Annotated in this window: 19 protein-coding genes; 12 read left to right on the plus strand and 7 right to left on the minus strand. The window is 68.9% G+C overall.

Annotated elements, in window-relative coordinates; genetic code table 11:
* Window positions 1-29 precede the first annotated feature (29 nt).
* On the plus strand, window positions 30-938 hold the full coding sequence (locus QHF83_RS06005) for a LysR family transcriptional regulator (protein ID WP_282416804.1): 909 nt from the start codon (window positions 30-32) through the stop codon (window positions 936-938).
* A gap of 36 nt (window positions 939-974) precedes the next feature.
* Window positions 975-1,763 carry a class I SAM-dependent methyltransferase gene (locus tag QHF83_RS06010; RefSeq protein WP_282416805.1) on the plus strand — a complete coding sequence of 263 codons (789 nt, stop codon included), beginning with the start codon at window positions 975-977 and terminating at the stop codon, window positions 1,761-1,763.
* Between the two features lie 3 nt (window positions 1,764-1,766).
* On the opposite strand, the gene QHF83_RS06015 is transcribed toward QHF83_RS06010, so the two are convergent.
* Window positions 1,767-4,022 carry a bifunctional salicylyl-CoA 5-hydroxylase/oxidoreductase gene (locus tag QHF83_RS06015; protein WP_282416806.1) on the minus strand — a complete coding sequence of 752 codons (2,256 nt, stop codon included), beginning with the start codon at window positions 4,020-4,022 and terminating at the stop codon, window positions 1,767-1,769.
* Window positions 4,023-4,140: 118 nt separating this feature from the next.
* Between QHF83_RS06015 and QHF83_RS06020 the strand changes: the two genes are divergently transcribed.
* Entirely contained in the window at window positions 4,141-5,499 is a 1,359-nt protein-coding gene (locus tag QHF83_RS06020) for a hypothetical protein (RefSeq protein WP_282416807.1), read from the plus strand.
* A gap of 58 nt (window positions 5,500-5,557) precedes the next feature.
* A complete protein-coding gene (locus QHF83_RS06025) occupies window positions 5,558-6,124 on the plus strand; it encodes a redoxin domain-containing protein (RefSeq protein WP_282416808.1) in 567 nt (188 codons plus the stop codon).
* A gap of 62 nt (window positions 6,125-6,186) precedes the next feature.
* Here QHF83_RS06025 and QHF83_RS06030 read toward each other — a convergent pair whose 3' ends face one another.
* Together QHF83_RS06030 and QHF83_RS06035 are read right to left on the minus strand one after the other, a co-directional pair.
* Window positions 6,187-7,323 carry a hypothetical protein gene (locus QHF83_RS06030; RefSeq protein ID WP_282416809.1) on the minus strand — a complete coding sequence of 379 codons (1,137 nt, stop codon included), beginning with the start codon at window positions 7,321-7,323 and terminating at the stop codon, window positions 6,187-6,189.
* Between the two features lie 144 nt (window positions 7,324-7,467).
* Window positions 7,468-9,708, minus strand: a complete 2,241-nt coding sequence (locus tag QHF83_RS06035; protein ID WP_282416810.1) for a hypothetical protein — start codon at window positions 9,706-9,708, stop codon at window positions 7,468-7,470.
* A gap of 258 nt (window positions 9,709-9,966) precedes the next feature.
* Between QHF83_RS06035 and QHF83_RS06040 the strand changes: the two genes are divergently transcribed.
* The 4 genes from QHF83_RS06040 (at window position 9,967) to QHF83_RS06055 (ending at window position 13,714) form a co-directional block, all read left to right on the plus strand.
* Window positions 9,967-10,773: a hypothetical protein gene (locus QHF83_RS06040; RefSeq protein WP_282416811.1), complete on the plus strand. Its 807-nt coding sequence runs from the start codon at window positions 9,967-9,969 to the stop codon at window positions 10,771-10,773.
* A 366-nt stretch (window positions 10,774-11,139) separates the two neighbouring features.
* Window positions 11,140-11,871 (plus strand): hypothetical protein, encoded by a 732-nt coding sequence (locus QHF83_RS06045; protein WP_282416812.1) that lies wholly within the window; start codon window positions 11,140-11,142, stop codon window positions 11,869-11,871.
* Between the two features lie 180 nt (window positions 11,872-12,051).
* A complete protein-coding gene (purE, locus tag QHF83_RS06050; protein ID WP_282416813.1) occupies window positions 12,052-12,540 on the plus strand; it encodes a 5-(carboxyamino)imidazole ribonucleotide mutase in 489 nt (162 codons plus the stop codon).
* 4 nt (window positions 12,541-12,544) lie between these two features.
* On the plus strand, window positions 12,545-13,714 hold the full coding sequence (locus QHF83_RS06055) for a 5-(carboxyamino)imidazole ribonucleotide synthase (protein ID WP_282416814.1): 1,170 nt from the start codon (window positions 12,545-12,547) through the stop codon (window positions 13,712-13,714).
* On the opposite strand, the gene QHF83_RS06060 is transcribed toward QHF83_RS06055, so the two are convergent.
* From QHF83_RS06060 to QHF83_RS06070, 3 genes are all read right to left on the minus strand, one after another.
* A complete protein-coding gene (locus QHF83_RS06060; protein ID WP_282416815.1) occupies window positions 13,680-15,416 on the minus strand; it encodes a tetratricopeptide repeat protein in 1,737 nt (578 codons plus the stop codon). The two genes, QHF83_RS06055 and QHF83_RS06060, sit on opposite strands and share 35 nt — an antisense overlap.
* 86 nt (window positions 15,417-15,502) lie before the next feature.
* Complete coding sequence (locus tag QHF83_RS06065) at window positions 15,503-16,261, minus strand: ABC transporter permease (protein WP_282416816.1); 759 nt, start codon at window positions 16,259-16,261, stop codon at window positions 15,503-15,505.
* Entirely contained in the window at window positions 16,258-17,235 is a 978-nt protein-coding gene (locus QHF83_RS06070) for an ATP-binding cassette domain-containing protein (protein WP_282416817.1), read from the minus strand. Before QHF83_RS06070 ends, QHF83_RS06065 begins: the two co-directional genes overlap by 4 nt.
* A 339-nt stretch (window positions 17,236-17,574) precedes the next feature.
* On the opposite strand from QHF83_RS06070, the gene QHF83_RS06075 reads away from it, so the two are divergent.
* Window positions 17,575-18,651 (plus strand): vWA domain-containing protein, encoded by a 1,077-nt coding sequence (locus tag QHF83_RS06075; RefSeq protein WP_282416818.1) that lies wholly within the window; start codon window positions 17,575-17,577, stop codon window positions 18,649-18,651.
* 106 nt (window positions 18,652-18,757) lie between these two features.
* Window positions 18,758-19,282, plus strand: coding sequence for a hypothetical protein (locus QHF83_RS06080; protein ID WP_282416819.1), 525 nt, complete (start codon window positions 18,758-18,760; stop codon window positions 19,280-19,282).
* On the opposite strand, the gene QHF83_RS06085 is transcribed toward QHF83_RS06080, so the two are convergent.
* Window positions 19,279-19,713, minus strand: a complete 435-nt coding sequence (locus QHF83_RS06085; protein WP_282416820.1) for a zf-TFIIB domain-containing protein — start codon at window positions 19,711-19,713, stop codon at window positions 19,279-19,281. The genes QHF83_RS06080 and QHF83_RS06085 overlap by 4 nt on opposite strands.
* 99 nt (window positions 19,714-19,812) lie before the next feature.
* Between QHF83_RS06085 and QHF83_RS06090 the strand changes: the two genes are divergently transcribed.
* Together QHF83_RS06090 and QHF83_RS06095 are read left to right on the plus strand one after the other, a co-directional pair.
* Entirely contained in the window at window positions 19,813-20,979 is a 1,167-nt protein-coding gene (locus QHF83_RS06090; RefSeq protein WP_282416821.1) for a radical SAM protein, read from the plus strand.
* A 226-nt stretch (window positions 20,980-21,205) separates the two neighbouring features.
* Window positions 21,206-23,038: a radical SAM protein gene (locus tag QHF83_RS06095; protein ID WP_282416822.1), complete on the plus strand. Its 1,833-nt coding sequence runs from the start codon at window positions 21,206-21,208 to the stop codon at window positions 23,036-23,038.
* Window position 23,039: the final 1 nt, after the last annotated feature.

The raw sequence follows: 23,039 nt of genomic DNA on the forward strand, positions 1-23,039 counted from the left end.
GTAACACTGTTCGCCAGGGCGAACAATCGATGACGGCGGCGCTCGACGATGTGGTCTCCATGGCGGTCTTCGCGCGGGTCGTGGAGGCGCGGTCGTTCACGGGCGCGGCGGCGCTCCTCGGCCTCTCCAAGTCGGTCGTGAGCGCGCGGATCTCGGGGCTCGAAGAGCGGCTCGGCGTCAGGCTCTTGCATCGCACCACGCGGCGCCTCTCGCTCACGGAGGAGGGCGCGCGGCTCTACGAGACCTGCGCGCGGCTCGTCTCCGCGGCGGACGAGGCGCAGGGCGTGCTGGAGAGCGCCTCGGCGGAGCCCGAGGGCCTCGTGCGCGTCACCGTACCGGTGGGGACCGGAATCCTGCAGTTTCCGAGCATCCTGCGCGAGCTGCACGAGCGATATCCGCGGCTCGTGATCGAGCTCTCGCTCTCGGAGCACCGCGTCGACATCGTCGCGGAGGGGTACGACGTGGCCATTCGTGTCGCCGACACCCTCGAAGACTCGGCGCTCGTGGCGCGCCGGATCGGCTCGGTGCGGATGATCGTCTGCGCGTCGTCCGCTTACCTCGAGCGTCGCGGGACCCCGGTCTCCCCGCGGGATCTCGTGCACCACAATTGCCTGCGTCTCTCGCCGGTCCGGCGCGAATGGTCCTTTCGATGCCCCGGCCGCCGCACGCAGGTCGTGCCCGTCACCGGGACGCTCATCACCGACAACATCGCCGTCTTGCGCCAGGCGGCGCTCGACGGTATCGGCGTCGCGCGGCTGCCCTTGTCGTACGTCGCGGCCGATATCGAGGCGGACCGGCTGCGCCGTGTCTTGCCGGAGCACGCGCTTGGCGAGACGAACGTCTTCGTGGTGCACCCGTACCAGAGGCACATGCCGACCAAGGTGCGCGCCTTCGTGGATTACGTGGTCCAGCGGTTTCGCAGCGCGAGCGACGAATAGCCGACGCTTCCCGCTAGCCCTGTCGTCGTTCTCGCCATGTCCTGGAAAAAATACCTCCTCCTCCCGCAGCTCCTCTCGTACGCCGCGCGCGCCCCGCGCGACCCGGCGAAGGCGTGGGACCGCTTCTGGAGCGGCATCCGGCGCACGGGGAACCAAGGGGAGGTGCTTTGGGACACGGAGGATCCCCGTGAAATCGAGGAGATCCTGAATCGCGTCACCTCGCATTTCGCGCCCGAGCTGCCCGTGATCGACATCGGCTGCGGCAATGGGAGGTTTTCGCGGCTCCTCGCCGCGCATTATTCCAGGGTCGTCGGTCTCGATGTGTCGAGCCACGCTATCGAGAAGGCGCGCGAGGAGTCCGCCGGGATGGAGAATCTCTCCTTCCACGTCGCCGACGTCAGCGTCCCGTACGCGCTCCGATGGCTCGTGGACGAGCTCGGCGAGGCCAATGTCTTCATGCGCGGCGTCCTGCACGTCCACGATCCGAAGCGCCGCGCCGTCGCGATCGAGAACATGCGCGGCGTGCTCGGCGCGCGGGGCGTGCTTTATCTCTCGGAGAGCAGCATCGACGGCGATCCGCTCGATCACATGGTGCTGCAGGGCGCGACCCCGACGTACATGCCCGAGCCGGTGCGCAGGGTCGTCGCCGCCGGCGTGAGGCCGCCGTCCCGCTTCGGCGACGCCGAGGTGCGCGAATACTTCCCCGGCGCCGCATGGGAGATCCTGGAGAGCGGCCCCACGGTCATGTACACGCTGCCGCTGCGAACGCCCGATGAAATCGAGGCGCTCCCGAGTTATTTCGCGCTCGTGCGCCGCCGGGGATAGCGCCTACTTCATTCGAGGCACGTACCGCTCCACCGACACGTACTGGTTCGGCCACCGCATCACGTATCCCTGCTCCGCCGCCGCGTGCCGCGTCCAGTAGGGATCGAACAGGTGCGCCCGCGCCAGCACGCAGAGATCCGCCCTCCCCGCGGCGATGATGCTGTTCACGTCGGCATAACTCTGGATGTTGCCGACGGTCATCGTCGGCACCTTCGCTTCGAGCCGCACAAGCTCGCTGAACGGCGTCTGGAAGAGCCGCCCGTACACCGGCCTCGCAGACGGATCGGTTTGCCCTGCCGATACATCCACGATGTCGACCCCGTGCTCCTTCAGCGCCACGGCGAGCTCGATCACGTCCTCCGGCGTGATCCCGCCCGGCGCCCAGTCCGTCGCCGAGATACGCACGCTCGTCGGTTTGTCCTTCGGCCACGCCGCCCGCACCGCGTCGAAGACCTCCAGCGGGAACCGCAGTCGATTCTCGATCGGTCCGCCGTATTCGTCGGTCCGCCGGTTCGTGATCGGCGAGAGGAAGCTCGCGAGCAGATACCCGTGGGCCATGTGCACCTCGACGAGGTCGAAGCCCGCCTCGTCGGCAAGCTTCGTCGCTGTCACGAAATCGGCCTTCACGCGGTCCATGTCGTCGCGATCCATCGCGCGTGGCACGGGGCTGTGCGGCAGGTACGGGATCGCGGACGCGGCGATGAGGGGCCATCCGCCCGATTCGAGCGGCTGATCGATGCCCTCCCACATTCGCTTCGTCGATCCTTTGCGGCCGGCGTGGGCGATCTGCACGCCGATCTTCGCCGTGGAGAACTGGTGCACGAATTCGGTGACTCGCCGCCACGCGGGCGCGTGACCCGGTCGATAGAGGCCGGTGCATCCAGGCGTGATCCGACCTTCGGCGCTCACGTCCGTCATCTCGGCGATCACGAGCCCCGCGCCGCCGACCGCGCGGCTGCCGAGGTGCACGAGGTGCCAATCGTTCGGCTCGCCGTCCTCCGCCGAGTACTGGCACATCGGCGAGACGACCACGCGATTGTCGAGGAGCAGCTTGCCCAGCCGGTACGGCGTGAACATCGGCGGCGGCGGCTCCTTGCTCTCGATCCGCACGCCCGATTGCGCCTGCGCCTTCGCCGCGACCCACGCGTCGACTTCGCGCACGAGCGCCGGATCCCGCACCTTCAGGTTCTCGTGCGTCACGCGCAGGCTCCGCGTCAGCATGCTGAAATTGAACTGCAGCGGCTCGAGATCCATGTATCGCTCGGTGTTCTCGAACCACTCGAGGCTCACCTGCGCGGCGCGCTGGAGCGTCTCCACCTTCGGCCGCCGATCCGCCTCGTACGCGGCGAGCGCGTCCTGGAGGCGCGGGTGCGCGTCGAGCGCGTCCGCCAGGCTGATCGCGTCCTCCAGCGCGAGCTTCGTCCCGGAGCCGATGGAGAAATGCGCCGTATGCACGGCGTCCCCCACGAGCACCACGTTCTCCCAGGAGAACCGCTCGTTGTAGATCGTGGGAAAACTCCGCCAGACGCTCTTGTTCTTGAGCAGCCGGTGCCCCGCGAGGCGCGGCGCGAAGAGCTTCTCGCAGTATGCGAGCGTCTCGTCCTCGGTCGCCCGATCGAGCCCGGCGCGGCGCCACGTCTCCTCGCGGCACTCCACGATGAACGTCGATCGTTCGGGCTCGTAACGATAGGCGTGCACCCGGAAGAGGCCGTGTTCGTTTTCGTCGAAGTAGAACGTGAACGCGTCGAACGGGAACGTCGTGCCGAGCCAGACGAAGCGGTTCGGCCGGCCGTCGATGCGCGTGCCGAAGTGCGGCTTGTAGAGGCTCCGCACCGCGCTGTTCACGCCGTCCGCCGCGACCACGAGATCACTCGCGCGCCGGATCGCCTCGAAGTCCGTGGCCTCGTGCTCGAACCGGAGCACGACGCCGAGCTCCTCGGCGCGGGCCTGCAGGATGGTGAGCAGGCGCTGGCGGGACAGGCCGCTGAAGCCGTGCCCGGTCGAGACGAGCCGCTCGCCGCGATAGAACGTGTGGATGTCGTCCCAGTGCGCGAGGCTCCTCCGGATCGCGTCGTAGACCGGCCTGTCGACGCCCTCCAGGTTGTCGAGCGTCGCGTCGGAGAAGACCACGCCGAAGCCGAAGGTGTCGTCCGGCCGGTTGCGCTCGAGCACCACGACTTCGCGCGAAGGATCGCGCTTCTTGGCCAGGATGGCGAGGTAGAGGCCGCTGGGTCCGCCGCCGATGCACGTGATCTTCAACGTCGATCCTCCGGTTCCTGCGCGGAGGGGAGACCACGATGGCGAAGACGTCAAGGGGTAGGACGCCGAAGGCGATCCGCAGCCCCGAGCGCGGACGGGTATGGTAGACGCTGAAGTCATGACCCGGTGCGTTGCGCTCGCCACCTCGCTTGCCGCGCTGTCAGCCTCATGTGCCTCCGCGCCGGTCGCACAGAACAGCGGAAAACCCGCGCCGTCGCCCGAGCCGCCCGCGGTCGTGCAGGCGCCCGCGCCCCGCGAGCCCTCGCCGCTCGTCAGCGTGAGGGATCCGTTCAACGTCCCTGCGAACCCTTCGATCGACGGCGACATCGCCGAATGGGGCTCGCTCCTGCCGTCCCCGCCCGTGGGGAAACCGTCTCCCGCTGATCCGAATCCACGCGAGGCGCCCTCGCACCTCGCGTTCGCGCTCACGAAGGATGGCGCGTTCGTCGCGGCGGAGCTCGCCGAGCTCTCGAAAGACGGGATCTGGCTCGCCTTTGGGTTTCCTCCCTCGACGCCCGCTCCCTCGTCCGGCGCCGAGGCGCACGAGGCGCGATTCGAGCGGATGTTCCGGCTCGACAAGAAGGGCCTTTTCCAGGTGAACGAGGGTGGCGCGCTCGTCCCGGTCCCGAACTCCGTCACATCCATGGCATTCACACCGCGTGGAATGACCATCGAGGCACGGATCCCCGTCGCGGCGTATCCCCGCGCGTCGGTCGCGCCGATTGCCGGGGCGCGGGTCCAGGCCATCGCCGCGACGACGTCCGCGCCCCCGAAGATCGACACCGCAAAATGGATCGACGTCGCCGCGCCCGAGCCCGTGGAGTTCGAGCCGCACGCCGCTCTCCGCGCAGCGGTCTACCGGCAGAACCTCGCCGAGCGAAGGCCGTTCGGCCTCTCGTATTCCCCCGCAGACCCAGGCCACTTCGAGACGGTCCGCCACCCAGGCAAGGACACCTCCTCCGTCGTGACCTCGGAGCACGCTCTTTACGTGTTCGAGCGAAAGCTCGGCGATGTCGAGATCGGCCATGCGTCCGCCGTTTTACCCTCCGTCGCAATCTTCAAGGGGGGCGCGTTCGTGGATCTCATCGACGTCGCGGACATCGGAGAAGAGCCGATGGGTATCGTCGAACGAAACAAGCAGATCCACATCTTCAGTTATTCGCAGACGGACACGCTCGACGCCGCGGGCACCCAGGCAGGATGGTCGGTCCTCGCGGTGGACGAGAATGGCACCGTTCTGTATCCGTTCAACGGGGAGACGGGGGTCGGCCGCTGGGAAAAGGTCTACGAGATCCATTCGGACAAATTCGATTGGTTCGGCATGCGCGGCGTGCCCCGCGAGTATGCGGACGAGGAGACGCCGCGGGCGATCGAGATCCTGTGGCGGTTCGACAAGCAGTTCGGCGGCTACATGCCGACGACCCGCCCGCTCACCACGCTGCCGCCTCCGAAGCCGAAGCCGCGCAAGAAGCCTTGAGCCGAAGGCCGGAACAGCGGCCTTGCGGCGCCCGCGTGACTTTGCCATCCTGCGGGCCATGAACGGATCGCCCCGCCTCCTCCCGCTCCTCGTGATCGCCGCGCTCGGTCTCGCGGCCTGCAAGGATGACAAGCCCGCGTCGACGAAGGCCGATCCGGCAAACCCTCACGCCGAAAACGAGTCCAAGCCGCTCGAACCGGGAGATGCCGCGCCCGACGTGACGCTGAAGCTCACGGACGGCAAAGAGGTCAAGCTGTCGAGCCTCCAGGGCAAGCAGGTCCTCGTGTATTTCTATCCGAAGGACGACACGCCGGGGTGCACCATCGAGGCGCAGGGCCTGCGCGACGGCTGGGCCGATATCCAGGCCGCCGGCCTCGAGGTGTATGGCGTCTCGACGCAGGACGCCGAGAGCCACAAGGCGTTCATCGAGAAACACAAGCTGCCGTTCCCGCTCGTCGTGGACACGGACGGCGCCGTGACCAAGGCGTTCCGCGTGCCGACGCGGCTCTCGTTCGCCGCGCGGCAATCGTTCCTGATCGGGAAAGATGGGAAGATCAAGCACGTGTGGCTCGAGGTGGATCCGAAGGAGCACGCCTCGACCGTGATCGCCGCCGCGAAGAGCTGACATGAAAAAGGGGCCCGGCGTATGCCGAGCCCCCTTCGCTCGTTCTCGGGTTTTACGCCGGATCAATCCTGCGGCACGCCGTTCTTCGCAAGCTGATCGAGCGCTGCCTTGTACTCCGCGGGCACATCCGCGAGGGCGGGCACGCCGAGCTCGGACAAGGATGCCTGGAACAGGCCGCAGCTCGCGAGGTCGCCGTCCGAGACTGCGCCGTCCTCCATGCCGTTCGTCGAGGTCTTGAACGACAGATAACTCTGCGCGAGCGCGTTGTCCCAGCACTCGATCGCGTCCGCGACCTGGCCCGAGGTGAGATCGCCGCCCGAGGCCTGCGCCTCGGCGCGGCCCTGGCCCTCGTTCACGAACGCGAGGCGCACGCCGACGTCCTCGGGCTTGGTCTTCGCGGGATCCTCGTGCACGTCGAATGCGCTCTTCCAGTCGATGAAATCGACCTTGTTCGTGCCGTCGTCGAGGCGACCGTACAGGTAATCGAGATCCGCGGGCTGCGCGTCGGGTTTGTCCTTGGAGACGAAGCCGCGCAGGGCCGCGAAGACGAGCGTCAGGTCCCCCGTGTCCGTCGTGTCCTTGCCGTACACGGCCACGAAGCGGCCGCGGTCCATCGGCATGTTCGCGCCGTTCGGGTTGTTCGCCGTCTCGAACGCGTGATTCGCCTCGAAATCGAAGAGCGTGATGCCCGAGCCGTGCTCCTTCGTGTCGGGATCCGGGTTCGCCCCGCCCCAGATGACCGGCACGAGGCCCGCGACGTCGTTGTCCTTGCCGCGCAGGATCGCGTAATGGTAGCGGAACTCCTCCCCCTCGCCCGCGTCTTTGATGTACGCGGCGATCGTCCCGAACCCATCCTGGGCCATGTACGGGCCCCAGAAGAACTCCTTCGTGTCGCTGTTGTATACCGTGGGCTCGATGCTCACGATGAACTCGAGCGATTCGATGATGTATCCGACCGAGCCGTTGATCCCGAGCGCGATGTCCGCCGATCCGACCGGATAAATCGCCGGATCGCCGACCTTCGCGCCGCTTTGGGCCTTCGGCGACGAAGCCATGATCTGCGTCTCGCTGGGGACGGCCGCGCGGTATTGCGCGAGCAGCGTTTGATCGATCGTGTCCCCCCCACCACCGTCGCCGCCGCCGCAGCCGACGATGCCCACGGACAGCGCAATGCCAGCGTACTTCGCAAGTGCCTTCATGTCGCAGTTCCCCTCGTTAAGAAATGCCGGCGCTCGCGCGCCAGCATCGAGAGGAAATCGCGAATGCGAACGACTGTCAAGCCCCGAGCAGGCGATCGATATGGCTCCTCCGCGATGGCGTAAAGGACTACGCAGCGAAGAGCTTCAGATCGGGAAGAAATGGCGAAACCATGCCACGATCACCATGCGGTAATGCCACGCGAGCGAAAGACCGAGTACAAGGAGGGCGAGCGCGAGCACGATGCGGCCCACGGGCGCCCGGTCCTCGCCGGAGACGAAGACGGGCAGGACGCGGAGCTCGCGTACGCTGCCCCGCGGCAACGGCGGCACGCGCGTGAAGCGGAGGCTCAGATTCCGCCGGAGGTAAATGCGGACGTTGAACGCCCAGCCCGACGCTTCGAGCAGCGCGGAGACGTCACGCTTGCGGAGCTTGAGCCAGCCGAGAAAACCCGAGACCGTCATCACTCCGAGCGCGACGCCCGCCACGGCGAGCAGGGCATTCAGCGGGTTCGTATTCGAAAGCGTCTGCAGCGCGAACGCCGCGGCCGAGCCGACGGCCGCGAATGCGATGCCGCCGCCCACGATCGATCCTTGCGTCCCCGGTGCCACGAGGGGCGGCGCGGCGGGCGCGATCGGCGGCGGGGGCGGCGGGGCCGGCGGGGCCGCGGGCGGGCTCTTCGGCGGCGCGAGATGCGTGTCGACGCGATCGGAGACGCTCTTCTCCATGGCGTCGAGCTTGGTGCCGAAGAGCTTCGCCATCTTGTCGCCGACGAAGTCGCGCAGCTTCACGAAGGGCGTGAGCGCGGCTTCTTGAATGGAGATCGGCTTGACGATCACGTCCGTGACCTTCGCGTCCCATTCCTTGCCTTCACGATCGTAAAACACGCCGCGCTTGCCCACGGAGATGCCGCGGCGCGAGCCCGAGGTCACGCCGGCGGCGACGTGCATCGTCTTCCGTTCGTCGCCCTCTTTGCGCGTCAGGTCGACGTACGCGACGAAGATGTTGCTCGTCTCCGCGATCGGCCGGTGCTCGGCCTTGTCGAGGACGCGCACGCAGAGGTTGATCTCACGGCCGTCGAGGACGAGCGTGCCGACCTCGAACAGGCACCGCTCCCCGGCGGAAAAGAGCGCCGGAAAGCTCACCATGTTGTTCGCGAGATCCAGGATCCACCGCTGCAGGAGCGCGAGCTTTTCCAGATCGGAGAGCCCCACGAGCTCGGCCGAGGCCTTCGCATCTTCGTTCACGAGCGCGCGCAGCGCCGCGGGCAAGGGCCCTTCGAGCAAGGCGCGGAGCTCCGCGCCCGCGAGCCCACCCGGCAAAGGCGCGGGTTTTTTCGATTGCCACGCCCGGTACGGCTCGAAGAGCGCGCGGACCCGCTCCCAGCCCTTGCGATCGAGCCTCCGCACGGGCCCCGGCTCGCCGAGCGCGCGCGGCAAGACCTCGACCGAGAGCCGCCGCGCCTCGTCCGCGAAGAGCGGATTGACCCCCGCTTCGAGGTCGAGGATACCCGAGCGGTCCGGCGGCCCGAGCGCGGCCTCGCGCAGATAGCCACGGATGGCCGCGGGATCGTTCACGTCGAGCGCCGCGAGCCGCTCCGGCTTGACGGCGAGCCGCTCCTCCGCGACCGGGCCTTGTCCCAGCAGATCACATTGCGCGAAGAATTGATCGAGCTTGCCCGCGAGCCCATCCACGACTTCGAACGCCGCCGCGGTCGCTTCGCCGAACGGCAGCACGAGGCTCGTCTCCGCGCCTGCGCGGAGCGTGCCTGTCGCTTCCCACGCGAGCTCCGCGTGGCCGAGCGCGAGGAACGCGTCGAGCTTCGCCACGCTCACGCCCATGTCGCCCGAGAGATCCATCACGCCGCCCGTCGCCTCGACGATCAGCGACGCGAGGCGCGCGAGGGCCGGGTCCTCGATCTGCGTGGGCGCCACGATTCCATCCCCGTTCGGGGATTTTCGAGCATATCCGTCGCGAAACGCGCGAATGTCGGCGAGCGAGAGCGTCGCGCCCGGCCCTGCGGCCTGGCCGCTCGCCTTGATGCGTTTTTTCGCGAGTGCGCGGAGGCGCGCCGCGTCGGGCTGCGAGGGGTCGAGGTCGTCGATGTGAACGGTATCGGTCCGCTCGGCGATGCGGCTCGTGTTCCGGAGGCGGGCGCGCAGCCAATCGTGCGCGGCGAGCAGCTCCTGCACGCGAACGCGCCCGTTCCCGTCGATGTCGACGTACCGGAGCAGCGCCTCGTCGCAGAGGAGCTGGTCGATCGGGACGCTCGTCGAGGACCAGCGTGCCGCCGGGAGCGCGTGGATCTGCGCGAGGTCCTCGGCCGTCTCCAGCTTGAGCTGAACGAGGCCGCGATAGTCGCTGAAAATGAGGGGCGCTTTTGCCACGTGGTGACGCTCTTGCCACGGTTTTTCGGTACCGGCAATGTTATGACGCTTGAACGTGGGCGGATTCACCGGTCTCAGGTCCAGTACGTCACGTCAGGTGAGATCCGTACACGACACACGTGGGGGTATCTCCAGGCTGGATATTTCGCGGAATGCACGGCAGGGCAGGGCGAACGCGGGGAATGGATACGAACGCGACGCCTCGATCGCGCTGTTTTCTTGACTTTCGGCCCTGCGTCTCGTAATGCGCGCATAACCATGCCCAGCGAACCCCGCACGTTCATGCTCCCGGGCCGGCCCACGGCCGTGGGGGCTCTGCGCGCCGAGCGTCGCATCGGGCGACGCGTCGCAATGGGCGCGTGCCTCACTGCGGCCCTCGGCGCTCTGGCCCGGTACACCCTCTTCTCGGGCGCGGCCGCGTCCACCGAGCGTCGCGCTGCGGAGAACGTCTTTCATGCCGCCCGTGAGGCCTCGCGTGCCCTCGCCGAGGGCCGACTTTCTCCCGCGACGTGGCAGGAACTCGTGGAGCAAGCTTTCCACGGCGTCTCGCAAGAAGAGATCGCCCGCGCCATCGACATCGAATCGCTCCTCGCGCGCGCGCCCGCGGCGAGCCGCGGCGCCGCGGTCGTACCGTTCTCGACGGCGCTCCCCGGGGACGAAGGTCCGCGGCTCGTGACGAAGCTCTTCGTCCTGCGCGCCGGCCGCGCGAACCCGCCGCACGCGCACGACAACATGGTTTCGGTGCATTACGTGCTCCGGGGTCGATTTCACGTCCGCCATTACGATCGCGTGCGCGACGAGCCCGGCGGTATCGTTCTCCGGCCCACGATCGATCGGATCCTCGGCCCGGGAGAGGCGACGAGCATCTCCGACGAGCGCGACAACGTGCACTGGCACGTCGCCGAGACCGACGGCGTCCTGCTCGACGTGCTTTGCGCCGATCTCGAAGGCCGGCCGACGGACACGCACCTCGTCGATCCGGTCCGCGCCGAGCTCCTCGAAGGAGGCCTGCTCCGCGCGCCGCGCCTTTCCACCGTGGGAGAGGCGCTCGAGCGATTCGGCTGAGGGGACGTTCCCGACGATCCCCACGCCGCCGCGGCGTCCGGGCCGGCCGCACCCGTTCGCGCGGGGCGCGCGGCTCCGTCCTCGATTCGGGCGCGCGGCGCACGCGGGGCGGTATGGTTTCTCATTGCACGGCGCGCGTATGTCCGCGGACCGAAATACGTTCGCGGCCGTGGTGCGTAGCCGGCGTGCGACCCCATATCGCACGCTCCCGAACGACCACGGCGCGTCACCCTCGCGGCCGCTACCTTGCAATGCTCCGGGGCGCGCGGCCCGCCGGCGAGCCGCTGCTTGATGTAATGAGACGCCGGCCCTTCTCGCGTCGATGTTTGGCGCGAGAGGAGGCAGAGAACCGAAAAGGGGGTTTTCATGAAGAAGTCGCTCGGGATCCTTTCCGCCGCATTCGCTTCTGCCATGCTCCTCGCCGCTTCCGGGCAGGCACTCGCGGGGACGGGTGATTGGGGCATCGACGACGATAGGTTCGGTGCTGGATATTACGGCGGATATGGATACGCCGGAGGCTACCGCGGCGCGTATGGATACGGATACCGCGGGTACGGCCCCCGCGGCGGGTACTACGGCGGCAAGGGCCGGATCTTCGACTGGGGCGGCGGCTACGGCTACGGCGGCTACGGGCCTTACGGCGGCGGCTGCGCCCCCGGCGTCGACTGCGGTTTCCCCGGCCCCGGCCCCGGCCCCGGCCCCGGCCCCGGCCCCGGCGGCGATCTCGTGTTCGGTGATGTCGACGTCTGCTTCGACGGCCAGCAGATTTTCTGCCGTTTCGCGGTCGACGAGTGCCTGGAGGACGAGATCGAGCTCTACGCGTTCCTCACGGGCGGCGCGACCTGCGGCGGCGCCGGCGGCGGGTGGTACGGCAGAGACGCGTACTTCAGTGACGTCCAAGTCGGCGGCTACTACGCCACCCCGCTCCAGGGCAACATCTGGCAGGGCGCGATCGGGCTCAATGACTACTACGGTGATTTCTGCGACGGCGCCGGCGCCTACGCGGGCGGCCTCGATTTCCGCCGCATGAGGCTCTACATCGCCGGCCGCGAGTTCGCCTTCAACGACATCGGGCCCTGCGGCGCCGGCTGGGACTGATCGAAGGCGCCTCGGCCTTCCGCAAACCCGAAGACCCCCCGTGGTCCCCGAGCTCGCGCTGGGCTCGGGGACCCTGGGAAGGCGCACCGGCCCGGGTCCGTCCGCTCGTTTCACCCGAGCGGGCGGACTCGACGTCCGAGTTCGGTGACGTGCGCCCCGAAACCGACTAGAACACGCGCCATGACGCAGCGCGCCCCCCGCGTGGGGATCATCATGGGCAGCACGAGCGATGCGCCGACGATGCGAAAGGCGGCCGAGATGCTCGATCGCCTGGACGTGCCGTACGAGATGCGCGTGGTCAGCGCGCACCGCACGCCGGACCTCCTCTTCCGTTACGCGGAAGAGGCCGAGGCGCGCGGGCTGCAGGTGATCGTCGCCGGCGCGGGCGGCGCCGCGCACTTGCCCGGGATGGTGGCCGCGAAGACCGTCCTGCCCGTGCTCGGCGTGCCGATCCTCTCGCACGCCCTGCATGGGCTCGACTCGCTGCTTTCCATCGTGCAGATGCCGGGCGGCATCCCGGTCGGGACCCTGGCGATCGGGGACGCGGGCGCGAAGAACGCCGCGCTCCTCGCCGCTTCCATCCTCGCGCTCACCGACGCATCGCTGCGCGAGCGCATCAAGGCCTTCCGCGCGGAGCAGACCCGGGCCGCGCTCGAAAGCGAGGTTTGACGACGTGACCTCTCGCGGCCCCATTCTCCCCGGACGCACCGTGGGCATTCTGGGCGGTGGACAGCTCGGCCGCATGTTCGCGATCGCGGCGCGGCGCATGGGCTACCGCGTGCACGCGCTCGACCCGTCGCAGGACGGGCCCGCGGGGCAGGTCGCGGACGTCGAGGTCGTCGCGCCGTACGAGGACGTGGACGCCGCGCGTCGCTTCGCCGAAGGGGTCGACGTCGTGACGTTCGAGTTCGAAAACGTCCCCTCCGAGACGCTCGCCGCCGTCGCGGAGCGGAGGCCCGTGCACCCTTCGCCCGCCGTGCTCGATACGTGCCGCCACAGGCTCCGCGAAAAACGTTTCCTCGCGAAAGGTGGCTTTCCGGTGGCGGGCTTCGCCGAGATCCGGACGGAGGACGAGCTGCGAGAATCGCTCGTTCGTCTCGGCACACCGGCGATCCTGAAGACGGCGGAGTTCGGATACGACGGCAAAGGCCAGGTCCGGATCGACGCGCCCGAGGACGCGGGGCGCGCGTTCGCGGCGCTCGCCGGGAAGCTCGGCGTGCTCGAGGCGTTCGTCCCGTTCGCGTGCGAGCTCTCCGTGGTCGTCGCGCGCTCGCGCGAGGGGGACATCGTGCCCTTCGAGGTCGCCGAGAACCGGCATGCGCGGCACATTCTGGACGTCTCGCTCGCGCCCGCGGGCGTGCCCGCGGCGGCGCGCGCGCGCGCAACGGAAGTCGCCTCGGACATCGCGAAGGCGATCGACCTCGTGGGCGTGCTCGGCGTGGAGATGTTTTACCTGCCAAACGGCGACATCGTGGTGAACGAGCTCGCCCCGCGGCCGCACAACTCGGGGCATTACACGTTCGACGCCTGCGTGACGAGCCAGTTCGAGCAACAATTGCGGGCGGTCTGCGGTTTGCCCCTCGGCGAGCCCACGCTGCTCCGGCCCGCGGCCATGGCGAATTTGCTCGGGGACCTCTGGGCGCACGGCGAGCCGCAATGGGAGCGGGCCGCGGCGTTCCCGGACGTGAAGATTCATCTGTACGGAAAGACCGAGGCGCGCCCGGGTCGGAAGATGGGGCACCTCGTCGCGATGGCCGAGACCGCGGAGAAGGCCGCAGAGCGCGTGCTCGCGGCGCGCAGCGCGCTCGTCAGCGGGCGATCGGGGGCAGACCCGGGCCCGTGAGCAGGTGGCGGACCCAGGCCTCGTTCGCCTCCTCGGTCCTGCCTGCCGCTTTCTCCCGCGCGTGGTCGTCCGCGTAGCTCTGGACGTACCCGGCGTACCAGACGAACACCTGCCCGCGGATCTTCTCGACCGCGCGCGTGGCGAGCGCGGCCTCGATGTCCGCGTCGGACGGGACGCGCAGAGGATCCCCCGCGGCGACCTCCCGACAGCGACCCGACTCGGCGCGGAAGGTCTCGTCCGTCGCGCGCGTCGTGATCGGATCGGGCGGCAAGGTCACGGGGTTCGCGTCGCCGAGGACGTGGGCGCGGAGCGCGAGCGAGGTGGCGGCGCTCCACGTGTGCTGCTCGACGCCGTAGTTGTGCGTGCAGATGCGATCGACGAGGATCGTCGTGGGCGTCCTGCGGAGCTCTGCGACGGCGCGGTCCCAGGTGTCGCGCTCGTTCGAGACCTTCTGCTGCGCGTCCGTGAGCTCCTGCTCTCGGCGGTCGAGCTCCCGTTTCGCCTCGTCCTCGCGGCTCTCCGCGTCCCTCCGGGCGCGGCGCGCGTCGTCGTACCGATCCGACTCGGCCTTGCAGTCGGCGGGCGGCTTTTGCGTCGCGCGGCACTGATCGAGCTCGCGGTCCAGGCGCTTCTCGTCGGCCTTGGCGCGGTCGTGGGCGTTCGTCGCGAACGAGAGGGCGCGGCGCGCGTCCTCGACGATCTTCTTCGCGCGGCGGACGTTGCTCTCCGCGGCGCGCGCGCGTCGCTCGGCCTCGTCGACCTCGCGCGAGGCGGCGTCGTAGGCGGGGTTCGGGAGGCGATCGGCGCCGCACACGTAATCGCAGGTGCGAGCTTGCGTGGCGACGTCGTGGCCGCGGTTGATGGTGTCGAAGGCAGCCTGGATGCGTACGCCGGCGGCGTTCTGCGGCGGCTCTTGAGCGGTCGCGGCGACGAGCCGCGCGCGCGAGTCGCCCTTCCACCGGAGGAGCTCGGACTCGACGAGCGTGGAGACGCCGCTCGCCTTCGTGTCCGCGGGTTTTTCGATCACGAGGTAGAAGCGGAGCTCGTCTTCGAGCGCGCGGCGGATCTCCTCGGCACGCGGCTTCGCGTCGCGGAAGCCGGGGCGGGCGCCCTCGACGTCACGGAACGCGAGCAGGGCGTTGCCGCGTTTGCCCGCGTCGGCGTACTTGAGGGCGCGGTCGTAGGCGCGCGTCGCGATCCGGTCGAGGACGCGGCCTTCGAGGGCGGCCGCGGCCTGATCGTTCGGGTCACACTGCCGCGCCGCGCGCGCGAGGGCGAGGGCCGCGTCGTCGTGGCCGCTCGCGAGCAGCTCCTCGGCTCGCTTGAAGACGGCGGCGCGCGCCTCGACGTAGGCGCGGCGCGCGTCCTGGTTCACCGGCTCGAACGCGACCGCGTCGCGCGCGAGGAACAGCGCCTTCTCGAGCTCCCCGCGCGAGAGCGCCTCGCGGCTCTCGACCGTGCGCGCTTCCGACTGCTTGCGCCGCGCGTTCGCGAGCCTGCGCTGAGCCTCTTGCTCGTCCGGATCGATGCGCGTCGCGCGCTCGTACTCCGCGGCCGCCGCGTCCCAGTTGCCGGCGCGGGCGAAGGCGTCGCCACGCTCCAGCGCGTGCTTGTAGGCGCGTCCGCAGCCCGCCGCGGAGAGCGCGAGGGACACGGCGAGGAGCAAGGCAGGGAGGGCAGGGCGACGGGAGAGCCTTCGCATTTCGATGGAACGACGCTCCTCGACGTATGGAATTCGTCCGCGCGGGCGTCAAGAACTTGCGTCGGCACCGCCGCGGGCGCGGGGATTCACGCCTGCATCCGTGAGAACGAGCGCACCGCGAGGGTACCGAGCAGGGCGAGCGCCGCGAGCACGACGCCCGCGTCGAGCGGGATCGGGAAGTGGTGCACGCCGACGCAGAGGCCCCGCGTTGCGTCGACCGCGTACGACATCGGGTTCAGCCGCACCACGGCCGCCAGCGCGGGCGGCAGGCCCTCGAGCGGGTAGAGCGCGCCGGAGAAGAAGAACACCGGCTGGATCAGGAAGTTCACGATCCCGCCGAAGCCCTCGAACGTCTTCATGCGCGACGCCACGGTGATCCCGAGCGCGCTCACGGACATGCCGAAGGCGACGAGCACGGGGATCGCGAGGAGCGCGCCGAGCGGATCGATCCGCGCGCCGAAGAGCGGCGAGACGAGGAGCACCACCGAGACCTCCAGGAGCGCGGTCACGCTCGCGGAGATCATCTTCGCGAACACCAGCGTGGCGCGCGGGACGGGCGCGACGAGCAGCTCCTTCAGGAAACCGAACTCGCGATCCCACACGATCGAGACCGCGGAGAACATGCTGGAGAACAGCACGGCCATCGTGGCCACGCCGGGCACGAGGAAGGAGACGAAGTCGACGCCGATCGCGCCCGTGCCTACCGCTCGCCGCAGCCCGAAGCCGACGGCGAGGATCCAGAGCAGCGGCCGCACGAGCGTCGCGACGAGGCTCTGCCGGTCGCGCAAGAACTTCACGACGTCGCGGCGGGCGAGGTGGTAGACGACCTCCGCGCGCATGCTCATCTCCGCCGCGCCATGGCGCGCATCGTGTCGCGCCCGGCTTCGCCGTTTCCGTTCCGGATCTGACGACCCGTGAGCGCGAGGAACACGTCGTCGAGCGTCGGGCGGCGCACGGCGATGCCCGTGACGGCGACGCGCACGTCGGACACGAGACGCACCACGAACGCCTCGCCGTCCTCCACACGGAAGCAGAGGCCCTCCTCCGTCCGGTCCGGCGTGAGGCCGTAGCGCTCGGCGAGCACCGCGCAGAGCGCCGCGGGCTCGTTCGTCCGCACGAACACCACGTCCTTTCCCACGGCGCGCTTCAGCGCCTCGGGGCTGTCCTCGGCCACGATCCGCCCGTGATCGATCACCGCGATGCGATCGCAGTTCTCGGCCTCGTCCATGTAATGCGTCGTCAGGAACAACGTCATGCCGTTCCGGTCGCGCAAGCCCCGCAGCACCTCCCAGGTGGCTTTCCGCGTCTGCGGATCGAGCCCGGTCGTCGGCTCGTCCAGGAAGAGCACGCGCGGGCGATGCACGAGGCCGCGGGCGATCTCGAGCCTGCGCTTCATGCCGCCCGAGAACGTGCGCACCAGATCCTTCTTTCGCTCCGAGAGCTCCACGAACGCGAGGGCCTCGTCGAGGCGCGCGCGGCGCTCGGCGCGGGGCACGCCGTACACGACGGCGTGCAGCTCGAGGTTCTCCTCTGCCGTGAGACGATCGTCGAGGGACGGATCTTGAAAGATCACGCCGATCGATCGCCGCACGTCCTCGGGGCTCTTCGTGACGTCGAAGCCGGCGAGGCGGAGGGCGCCGCTCGTCGGCGCGAGCAGCGTGCAGAGCATCTTGATGGTCGTGGTCTTGCCGGCGCCGTTCGGCCCGAGAAACCCGAATATCTCGCCCTCCTTCACGGAGAAGCTCACGCCGCGGACGGCCTCGACGTCGCCGAAGCGCTTCGAGAGGTCACGGACCTCGATCGCGGGGGAGGGGTTCATCGTGCGCGGATAGGCCGGGGGGGGCCGTCTTCATACGCCCTGCAAGCCGAGGGCCGCAAGGGAAGGCGCGCGGAACGCCCGGGGCGCGCGACGTTACCGGAGGGGCGTCCGCTCGTAAAGCGGAGGCGCGCCGCGGTCGTCCCCTGATTATGACGAACAATGTCCTACCTCGATTCCGCCGCTTTTTTCGGGGTAATCGCGGGACGCCGTTCGCCATTGCGGAACGCTATGTCGAACAATGTCCGACCAGCCCGAATCGTCAATGGACAATCGCGTCGAATGGGCGCACATTGGACGAACCAATCGCGACGCGGTCGCGACGAATCGGAGGGCTTGGGCATGATCGACAACAGGATCGAGGTCGTCTTCTCTTTCGACACCACCGGCAGCATGTACCCCTGCTTGACGCAGGTTCGTCGCAAGGTCGGCGAGACGGTGCGGCGATTGATGAAGGAGATCCCGGGCATCCGGATCGGCATCATCGCCCACGGCGATTATTGCGACGCCGGCTCGACGTACGTGACGAAGGCCCTCGACCTGACCGACGACGGCGACGCGATCGTGCGTTTCGTGGAAAAGGTCGGCCCCACGGGCGGCGGCGATGCGCCCGAGTGTTACGAGCTCGTTTTGCACGAGGCGCGGTCGATGTCGTGGACCAAGGGGTACACGAAGGTCTTCGTCCTCATCGGCGACGACGTGCCGCACGGCCCGAACCAGAACCCGAAGAAGCTCGATTGGCGCAGCGAGGTCGACGCGCTCGGCGCGGCCGGGATCCCGGTCTACGGCGTGCAATGCCTGGGTCGCCGTCACGCGACGCCGTTCTACGCGGAGCTCGCGCGGAAGAGCGGCGGCTTCCACATCGGCCTCGACCAGTTCGCCTACGTGACCGACATGATCCTCGCGGTCTGCTACAAGCAATCGTCCGACGAGAAGCTCCAGGATTACGAGCGCGAGGTGAAGAAGCAGGGCCGCATGAACCGCGGCCTCGACAAGATGTTCGGCACGATGATGAAGCGCGAGGCGTCCGCCGAATACGGCGACACCGACCTGCGCGCCGTGCCGCCCGGCCGATTCCAGGCGCTCGAGGTGGACCGCGACATGCCGATCAAGCAGTTCGTCCTGGAAAACGGCCTCACCTTCAAGGCGGGCCGCGGCTTCTACGAGTTCATGAAGACCGAGACGATCCAGGGGCACAAGGAGGTGGTGCTCATGGATCGCAAGACCGGCGATCTCTACAGCGGCGAGCGCGCCCGCGAGATGCTCGGATTGCCGCCCGGCGCGACCGTGCGCATCAAGCCCGCGAGCCTGGAGAAGTACGTCGTGTTCGTGCAGAGCACCTCGTACAACCGCAAGCTCATCGGCGGCACGCGCTTCCTTTACGAGGTCGAGGACTGGGCCAAGGCCGAGGCCGCCTGAAACGCCCATCCGCCGCCGCGGACGCATTTCAAGGCTCGGGCTGCATGCCTCCTGGGTCGGCGCCGGACGTGCTTACGTCTGCCGAAGACCGTCCCAGGAGGCAAACATGCGCCGAAACCTCTTCCTGATTTCCGTGATCGCTGGTTTTGGCGTGGTGGGGTTCATCCCTTCCACGGCCCGGGCTGGCCTTTCGTTGAACGCCGACATGAACGTGGGGGTCGTGACGAGCGGCGGAGGCCCCGTCGGCGACGTCGGCAGTGGTATCGGCGGCCGGATCGGATATCGCGCGAACCTGGGGCCGTTCGCGATTACCCCGGAGCTCGGGGGATCCTACCTGCGCTTGAATGCGGTCGAGACCCCGATGCGCGGCGTCGCGGGGGCGCGCCTTTCCTTGCGCGGCGTGGTGCAACCCTCGATCTTCGCCCATTACGGGATCGCGATCGTGCAGCGGGATGTCCGCGGACCCACGTACGACCTGGGCGGAGCGGTCGATTTCAGCGCGTCGATCGTCCGGGTCGGCGTGCACGCAGGGTACGTGGCCGTGCAGAGCACGTTCGATCGAGGGGTCGTTTCGGTCTACACGCCCCTCGAATGGGTCGAGCTCGGCCTGCACGCCGGGCTCGGATTCTAACGGAACAGGTCTTCGAGCGCCTCGAGCTCGCCGAAATCGAGCCACACGCCGCGGCACTCGATACACGTATCGATCATCACCTCGGAACCAAACCCCCAGTTGCGCGCGGCCATCTCGCCGCCGCAGGCCGGACAAACGAGCGCGGCGGCTTCGGCCTCCCCTGCGGCGCCGCGCTCGCGGGCGCGCGCGTAGGCGCGCTGGACGGCCGTCGTCGGCGCGTGGGTCGGCAACGTGTCGCCGTGGGCCGCGGCGGACTGGATCTTGGCGAGCTCGCCGTGGTCGAGGAACACGCCGTCGCATCCGCTGCAGCGATCGATCTCCACGCCGGCCGCGTGGGCGACGGCTTCGAGCCGCTCACGCCGGTGATGGCGCTGTTCGGCGCCGCGGTAGGGGTCGTTCGTCATCTCGATCTTGCAACGAGGGCATTCCATCGGTTCCCGATGCTACCAGAGTTCGCGCCGCTACCGGAAGTGGCGGAAGGCTTGCTTGTTTCGTTCGCCTCGCCGGTACGTTATCGTTCGCCGCCGCGCATGGATCTCGATCGCCACCTCCGCGCCCTCCTCGCGCCCCTCGCGCCCGGGGACGAGCTCACGAAAGGCGCGCGTATCACCGCACTCTCGACCGAGCTCGGGCTACGCGTCACCGTCGACGTCGGCGGGCGCGACGTGCACCTCGAGATCGCCCGCGTCGAAGACGGAGGCCGTTTCGCCGCGCGGACCGAGCGCCTGCTCTTCCGCTACCGCGACGGCGCGGGCCGCGGCGACGTGGACCCCGCGCTCGGCCTCGCGCTTTGCAAGGCCCTCGCCGCGCGCGCATCGGCGAGCGAGCGGGACGTGCTCGCCGCGATCGAGCGCGAGGCGTTCGAAGCGCGCGAGCTCGAAGAAGCAGGCGCGCGCGTGCGGGAGGTACGCGTCAGCAGCTTGCTCACCCCGGCCGGCGCGCCGGGCGAGCGACACCATACCCTGAGTCCGTACGTCGGCTGCCTCGTCGGCTGCCGTTTCTGTTATGCGCAGACACGTGTCGTCGAGTCGCGCCGCCTCGCTCGTTTGCCCGAGGTGCCGTGGGGCTCGTACGTGGACGTGCGCATCAATGCGCCCGAGGTGCTCGCGGACGAGCTCGAACGGCTCCCGCCGTGGCCGATCAAGTTCTGCCCGATCGTGAGTGATCCCTATCATCCGATCGAGCGCCGTTATGGCCTCACGCGCGCGTGCCTCCGGACGATCGGGGCCGCTCGCTCGGCGCGCCCCGTCCTCGTGCTCACGCGCTGTCGCCTCGTCGAGCAAGATCTTTCGGTCTTCGCCGCGCTCCCCGAGGCCTGGCTCGGGGTCTCGATTCCGACGGTCGACGAGGAGGTTCGCCGATTCTTCGAGCCTCGCGGGGCGAGCATCACGGAGCGGCTCGACATCCTCTCCACCTTCTCCCGGCATGGCGTGCGCACCTTCGCCGTGGTCCAGCCGATCCTCGAAGGATCGATCCCCGCGCTCGCGGACGCGCTCGCGCCCGTCGTTCGTTCGGTCAGCATCGACGTGCTGCGCGGAGCCTTCGGGGCAGAGGCGGAGTTCTCCGATCCGCGGTTTGCCCGGACACGCGATCCGGCATGGCAAGCGGCCCGCGCCGAGGAGCTCGCACGTGAGCTTTCGGCGCGCGGGATCCCCGTATGGAGCGGGGAGCTGCCGCCGGGCATGAAGATCGAATGAAATCGCGGAGATCCGGCTTCTGCGCCTTGCACGCCCCGGACCCCGCTGCTACCAACCTCCTCGCGCGCCGCGCGTCGACCTGTCCCCCCCGAGGTCCGCGTGGCGCGTTTTTTTTTTGCGCGCCTTCCAAGTGTCGACCGCGCCGGGCGGCGCCGAGCGGTGACGTGCGATTTTTGACGCGCCGGGCGCTTTCGACCCGTTACAATCGGTCCGTCGAGAGGCACCGATGCGTATTGCGCTCCTGTATCCCCCGCCCTGGAAGATCCCGGCTCGCGGCGAGCCATACGACCCGCGCGGCGACGGGCCGCCCGCCGAGTACCGCGAGGGGGATCTCGACGCGGATTTCCACCAGATCCCGTACGGCCTGCTCTCGATCGCGGCGCAGGCCATTCGCGCGGGCCATCAGGTCAAGGTCCTGAACCTCTCGGCGATGACGTGGGCGAAGGTCGAGGAGGTGCTCGCCGCGCTCGACGCCGATGTCTACGCGATGTCGTGCTGGACCGCGAACCGCCGCGGCGTCGCCCTGGTCGCGAAGGCGATCCGCGCGCGCCGCCCGAAGGCGCCCATCGTCGTCGGCGGCCCGCACGCGAGTCCGTTCGCGAAGGAGATCCTCGAACATTGGCCCGAGGTCGACGTCGCCACGGTCGGCGAGAGTGAGGTCACGTTCCTCGAGATCGTGGATCGCCTCTCGGCGGGCCGCAGCCTGCGGGGGCTCCCGGGCGCGGCGTATCGATTCGAGGGCCGCGTCGAGATGGGGCCGAGCCGCGCCTCGGTCGAGGATCTCGACACGCTCGCCTCGCCGCATTCGTTTTTCGACACGCACATCCTGATGACGTCGCGCGGCTGCCCGTGGGCGTGCACGTTCTGCGGGGCCGAGAACACCTGGGGGCGCGGGTTCCGCGGGCAATCGGTGCCGTACGTGCTCGACGTGCTCGAAAAGACGGTGGCGCGTTTGCCCGTGAAGATGATCCTCGTCAAGGACGACACCTTCACCACGAACCGAAAACGCGTCCTCGACCTCTGCCGCGGCATCCGGGAGCGGAACATTCGATTCTTGTGGAGCTGCGACACGCGCGTCGACGTGCTCGGCGAGGAGCTGCTCTACGAGATGCGCCTCGCGGGCTGCGAGCGGCTCTCGCTCGGCGTGGAGAGCGGCTCGCCGCGGATCTTGAAGGCGGTCGACAAGAAGATCACGGTCCAGAAGATCATCGATTCGACCGAGCTCGCGAAAAAGTACGGCATCAAGGTCCGCTATTACATGATGCTCGGCAATCGCGGCGAGACGGCCGAGACGTTCCGCGAGACCCTCGCGTTCCTCGACCGCGCGCGACCCCACCAGTACATTTTCTCGTGCCTCTCGATTTACCCCGGCACGCGTGATTACGAGGAGGCGACGGCCACCGGCTGGCTCGATCCCGAGGTCTATTTCACGGGCGATTTCCAGGAGCTCAAGGTGCCCTTCGACGCCTCCGAGGAGGACACGTTGCTCATGAGCGACTGGTTCCGCGAGAACAGCGGCCTGCGCGAGCATTACCGGGAGAACGCGGCCGAATGCGAGGCGATCCTCGGGCGGCTCGGCGATCACGCGCCGGCGCACCTCGACTGCGCGAGCGCCCATTACCGGGAAAACGACCTCGACGCGGCCGAGCGGCACGCGTCGCGGGCGCTCGAGCTCGGGCATCCGTTGCCCGGGCTTTGCTTGAACATGCTCGCGGTGATCGCGGCCCGGCGCTCCGCGTGGAAGAACATGCAAGACCTCTTCACGGAGGCCTGGCGCAAGGATCCGCAGCACTGGGTGCTCGTGCGCAACGTGCAGAAGGTGAAGGCGTGGCTCGATCAGGCGGGGCCGCTCCGGGGCACGCCGCTCGAACTCGAAGCGCACAACGATTTCCAGCTCCTCGAACGGACCGTGCAGCCGATGCTCCCGGGGCCGCTCTCGGCCGATTACGGGGTCTGGAGCGCGCCCGCGCCGCGCGCCCAGAATCCCGAGATGCGCGCCCCGCAGACGGGCAGCCACGCCTCGTTCCAGCCGAGGACGCGGCTTCGCGTGGTCACCTGAG

Source organism: Polyangium sp. 15x6, from assembly GCF_029960785.1.
Lineage (GTDB): Bacteria > Myxococcota_A > Polyangia > Polyangiales > Polyangiaceae > Polyangium.

What these genes read in the sequence shown, in the direction of transcription:
- QHF83_RS06045 (WP_282416812.1), top strand. Translation starts at nt 11,140, where the DNA reads ATGAAGAAGTCGCTCGGGATCCTTTCCGCCGCATTCGCTTCTGCCATG.
- QHF83_RS06065 (WP_282416816.1), bottom strand. Translation starts at nt 16,261, where the DNA reads ATGAGCATGCGCGCGGAGGTCGTCTACCACCTCGCCCGCCGCGACGTC.
- QHF83_RS06005 (WP_282416804.1), top strand. Translation starts at nt 30, where the DNA reads ATGACGGCGGCGCTCGACGATGTGGTCTCCATGGCGGTCTTCGCGCGG.
- QHF83_RS06080 (WP_282416819.1), top strand. Translation starts at nt 18,758, where the DNA reads ATGCGCCGAAACCTCTTCCTGATTTCCGTGATCGCTGGTTTTGGCGTG.
- QHF83_RS06070 (WP_282416817.1), bottom strand. Translation starts at nt 17,235, where the DNA reads ATGAACCCCTCCCCCGCGATCGAGGTCCGTGACCTCTCGAAGCGCTTC.
- QHF83_RS06030 (WP_282416809.1), bottom strand. Translation starts at nt 7,323, where the DNA reads ATGAAGGCACTTGCGAAGTACGCTGGCATTGCGCTGTCCGTGGGCATC.
- QHF83_RS06025 (WP_282416808.1), top strand. Translation starts at nt 5,558, where the DNA reads ATGAACGGATCGCCCCGCCTCCTCCCGCTCCTCGTGATCGCCGCGCTC.
- QHF83_RS06020 (WP_282416807.1), top strand. Translation starts at nt 4,141, where the DNA reads ATGACCCGGTGCGTTGCGCTCGCCACCTCGCTTGCCGCGCTGTCAGCC.
- QHF83_RS06085 (WP_282416820.1), bottom strand. Translation starts at nt 19,713, where the DNA reads ATGGAATGCCCTCGTTGCAAGATCGAGATGACGAACGACCCCTACCGC.
- QHF83_RS06075 (WP_282416818.1), top strand. Translation starts at nt 17,575, where the DNA reads ATGATCGACAACAGGATCGAGGTCGTCTTCTCTTTCGACACCACCGGC.
- QHF83_RS06090 (WP_282416821.1), top strand. Translation starts at nt 19,813, where the DNA reads ATGGATCTCGATCGCCACCTCCGCGCCCTCCTCGCGCCCCTCGCGCCC.
- QHF83_RS06095 (WP_282416822.1), top strand. Translation starts at nt 21,206, where the DNA reads ATGCGTATTGCGCTCCTGTATCCCCCGCCCTGGAAGATCCCGGCTCGC.
- QHF83_RS06040 (WP_282416811.1), top strand. Translation starts at nt 9,967, where the DNA reads ATGCCCAGCGAACCCCGCACGTTCATGCTCCCGGGCCGGCCCACGGCC.
- QHF83_RS06060 (WP_282416815.1), bottom strand. Translation starts at nt 15,416, where the DNA reads ATGCGAAGGCTCTCCCGTCGCCCTGCCCTCCCTGCCTTGCTCCTCGCC.
- QHF83_RS06010 (WP_282416805.1), top strand. Translation starts at nt 975, where the DNA reads ATGTCCTGGAAAAAATACCTCCTCCTCCCGCAGCTCCTCTCGTACGCC.
- purE (WP_282416813.1), top strand. Translation starts at nt 12,052, where the DNA reads ATGACGCAGCGCGCCCCCCGCGTGGGGATCATCATGGGCAGCACGAGC.